This is a genomic window from Thiolapillus sp. (genome assembly GCF_048562965.1).
In the GTDB taxonomy this organism is placed as follows: Bacteria; Pseudomonadota; Gammaproteobacteria; order Chromatiales; family Chromatiaceae; genus Thiolapillus; species Thiolapillus brandeum_A.
Window position 1 is genome coordinate 1 of the sequence record NZ_JBHNMF010000309.1, and the last position, 3,968, is coordinate 3,968.

The window sequence follows — 3,968 nt, forward strand, 5'->3', positions numbered from 1 at the left end:
CAGCTCTACACCGGATACTTGCCAGGGACTCTTGATTCCCAGTATCTGGGCGTATAGGTCTTTGTCTCTCATAGGGGATTACGATAATCTACCCACTCCATTTGGGGAAGAGCCCATTTTTCTTTTTATTCCTTCGATGCTTTCGTAAATGGGACAGGGCTGACTTGTAGCGATATTCCGCCACATCCGGGCCCCGCAATTGCTGCAGGAGTTTTCCAAATCGTTTCTTCTTCATGCTGGCAACCGGCTCTGTTTGCAGTTCTTCAGCCATAATATTTTCTCCTGATATTTCCATGACTTACGCAACAATAATAGCAGCAAAAAGCCAATTTGTCCCAATAAACTGGGACAATCAACAAGCCATTTTATCTTGATAGTACGTGCTTTTTTCAGCGGGCGGAGTGATCGCCCGACCACAGGAGGCTGAAATGACAGGTTGATAGTTGAAGAAGAAGATGCCAGGAATGAAAAGGCCCCGACAGCATTGGCGTGCTGACGGGGCCGGCGGTTGAAGATTGAGCCATCCTTCAAACGCCATCTTCCCATAACTGCCGGGCAGGTCAAGGAGCATTCAAGCGATACCAACGCCCGGAAGCCTCCCCGGCATCTTCAGCCGAACACCCCGGCAACAGACTGCTTACACGACTACCACCCCAATTTTTTTCGAAAAATTGGGGCAAGGGATGACTTTGCCTGAATTTCAGGCTCATCTCCCTGAAAACCTGGGACCGGGGCACAAAAGTCATTGAAAAATATGGAGCTACAAACATATGAACACCCAACAAGGCCTTGCTCGTCGCATCCACAAGGCATTCGACAAAAAACCGGATCCTGAATCCGGAATCATCCAAGGAGTGCGCCCCCTGCGGCAGGGGCAACCCCACCTGCGGACCTTCATCTTCCCGTCGCTGAAAAACCGCGGGGGCATTCCCTGTGAAGGCGGACTGGAGAAAGAAGCCGCGCTCTGCTTCGAACTGGACCCCACCATTGATGAGTACCGGGGCCAGCCTTTCAAGATGGAAGGCCCCAAGGGAGCCCCCATCGTGCCGGACTTTGCAATTCGCCGCGGTCATTTCTACGCCGTGGTGGATGTGAAGCCAAAAGGCCAGCTGCAACGCCAGTCCGTGGTGGAACGCATGCGATGCATCCGGCAGGCCCTCGGTGCCATCGGCATCCCCCACTACCTCATCACTGAACAGGAGCTGCAGCAGCAGCCCTGGCTGCAGATTCGCCGCAGGCTGCGCCGCGGGCAGGGAGTAAAGGTTCCCAAATCCACCGCCCATCGGCTGCTGGAGCGAGTGCGGTTGGCACCGACCACGGTGGCGGAACTGCGGCGGCAGGCCATCGAAATCGGCCTGTCCCCTTTCGCTGTGGAAAAACTGGCCCTGCTGGGCCGACTAACCTTTCCCATCAACGCGCCCTGGCGCGAAACCACACCACTTGGAGGTATCGACCATGAACAAAATCGAATCGCTACCGCAAACTGGGGCTCGGTGCACGATCTGCGCCTCCCCCTTTGAAGTTGCACATGTCAGTGACAAGGGCCTGCGCCTGACCGATGTCAACGGCGGAAACAGTCGTTTCCTGGATTTTCAAGCCCTGCAGCAGCTCGTGGAACAAGAGCAGCTCGAAATCATCTACACGCCGCCCCTGGGCAACAATGCCTCACGGGCCGGCCTCACCGACGCCCAGATCAAGAAACTGGACTACAAGCTGGGTTATGTGCGGGCGGTGACCAGGCAAACCGACAAGGTTGGTTCACGCAGGCGCATTGCCGCCATCGTGCGGGATTTCGCACAGGAAATCGGGGACAAATCCCCACCAGGGGTCTCCACCGTGGCCGGCTGGATCAAACGCTGGATCGAAGGCGGGCGCTCTGAGTCGGCCCTCATGCCGGCACCCAAGCCCAGCCGGGTGCGCCTCGAGGAGCCGAACGAACTGCAGAAGATCATCCTGAAGGCGATCAATAAAGTCTACATGAACAGCCAGAAGAACCCGATCAGCGCGGTAGAGACCGAGGTGGCGGTAGAGGTCGCTGAGTACAACTGCCAGGCGGAGACGAAGCTGAAACCGCCCTCGGCCGAGACCATCCGCCGCTACATCCAGCGTATCGACGCCTACCAGCTCGACGCCGCCCGCTATGGCAAAGCCTACGCGAAACGGCACCACCGGGCTGCGGGACGAGCGCTGTACACCACCGATCCCCTGGAAGTGGTGATGGCCGACGGCCAGATGATGGACATCATCATCGTGGAGCCGGACGAGGAAGGCGGTTCCCCCACCGATATCGGTCGCCCCTACCTCACTCTGGTTTTCGATGTACACACCCGCTGTGTGCTGGCAGCCGAGATCACCCTGGCGCCGTTCTGCGGCGGCACGCTGCTCAAAGCCATGAGGCAGGCCTGCGTGGCACAACCTGGAAAACCCCGCGGTATTCCCGACACTCTGATCGTGGACAACGGGGCCGACTATCAGGACAGTGGCTTCATCAACGCCATGCGCCGGCTGGGAACCACCCTGGAAGTCTGCCCACCCTACACGCCCAATGCCAAGGCGCATGTGGAGCGCTTCTTCCGCACGCTGAACGAGGCCCTCGTACACAAGTTCCCGGGCACCACCTTCTCCAACCCGAGGGAGAAGGGTGATTACCACTCCCAGGAGTTGGCCCGCTTGACGCTGGATGAGCTGCGGGCTCATGTGCACACCTGGATCGAACAGATTTACCACACCAATCTCCACCGATCCCTGGGACGGGCACCCATCGATGTCTGGAACGAGGCGGTGACGAAGGCACCGGTCAACACCCTTACTGCGGAGGACGCTGACATCCTGTTCCGTACCACCGTGTCCCGAACAGTCACCAATGGCTGTGTTCAGGTCCACGACCTGAAGTGGCGCTCCGATGCCCTGCGCAGCTGGGAGATAAAACAGCGCCAGCTTGGGCGCAAGCCCCAGGTGGAGGTCCGGATCGACGAACTGGACCTGGGCCACGTCTATGTACGGACCCTCGGCGACGAGGACATCTTCCTGATGGCCGACTCCACGCAGCCCCAGTACACCAAACATCTTTCCCTGTATGAGCACAAGCTGCTGAAAAAAGAACTCCAGGAGAAGGGCATCCGTGAGCGCTTCGAGCGCATGCAGGACATCGAGCTGTATCGCCTGCGCCAGGAGTACTACGCGGCCTTGGGTCACGCGGATGACAAGGTTGCCCGGATACGCAGGGACCGGTTACGCGATGCCCTGGCCGCCCGCGCCCTGTCAGGCGAGCCCCAGACCCAAGAGGAACCACAATCCCCGAAACCGTCTCGGGACACCAACCATACCCCTTCGGCCGAGTCGGACACCCCCATTTCACCACCAATAAAGGAGGACACCCAGAAATCGACTGAAGCGCAACCCCAAACCGGGAAAGCCACCGTCTTTCCTGTAATCACCGGCATAAAGAGGACACCCCGATGAACAAAGAACAGTACGACAACGTCATTGCCTTCGACCAGTACAAGAAGGCGCTCAGTACACCCGAGCGGACTATCATAAAAACCATCAGCGAGACCGTGGTCAGCCACCCGATGATCCAGGAAGCTTTCGACGGCATTTGCCGGGCAGTCAGCGAGAACGAGGTGATTTCCGACCGATCCCACCTGTTGATCATTGGTGAGTCTGGATGCGGCAAATCCACGCTGTGCGACCTCTTCGCCAGGAAATTCCGGCCTGTAACCCAGGAATTTCAGCTGGGCCTGCAGTTGAACCAGGTCGCTCTGATGACTTCCCTGTCCAGCCCGCTGACGCCTCGCTTCATGGCCAAGACGATCCTCAGAGCCCTCGGCTACAAGGGATCCCTGAATGGCACATCAGACACATTGACCGACCTGGTGCTAACCATGCTTAAGCAGGCTGGCATCCAGGTCATCTTTCTGGACGAGACCCAACATCTGCAGGCTCTTGGCATGAACGCCAACGGCTAC

Annotated in this window: 4 protein-coding genes; 3 read left to right on the plus strand and 1 reads right to left on the minus strand. The window is 58.1% G+C overall.

All coding sequences use genetic code 11. The annotated features are described in order from the left end of the window. Positions 1 to 88: 88 nt before the first annotated feature. The gene (locus ACOCD2_RS13805) at positions 89 to 271 is read right to left on the minus strand and encodes a hypothetical protein (protein WP_293725460.1); all 183 of its coding nucleotides are present in this window, start codon (positions 269 to 271) and stop codon (positions 89 to 91) included. A gap of 499 nt (positions 272 to 770) precedes the next feature. On the opposite strand from ACOCD2_RS13805, the gene ACOCD2_RS13810 reads away from it, so the two are divergent. From ACOCD2_RS13810 to ACOCD2_RS13820, 3 genes are all read left to right on the plus strand, one after another. Further along, the gene (locus ACOCD2_RS13810; protein WP_295538879.1) at positions 771 to 1,520 is read left to right on the plus strand and encodes a hypothetical protein; all 750 of its coding nucleotides are present in this window, start codon (positions 771 to 773) and stop codon (positions 1,518 to 1,520) included. Continuing rightward, entirely contained in the window at positions 1,456 to 3,462 is a 2,007-nt protein-coding gene (locus ACOCD2_RS13815; protein WP_419625740.1) for a Mu transposase C-terminal domain-containing protein, read from the plus strand. The genes ACOCD2_RS13810 and ACOCD2_RS13815 overlap by 65 nt, the downstream gene beginning before the upstream one ends. Beyond that, positions 3,459 to 3,968: TniB family NTP-binding protein (locus ACOCD2_RS13820; protein WP_419625741.1), on the plus strand; the 510-nt coding region annotated here is incomplete at its 3' end. The genes ACOCD2_RS13815 and ACOCD2_RS13820, both read left to right, overlap by 4 nt.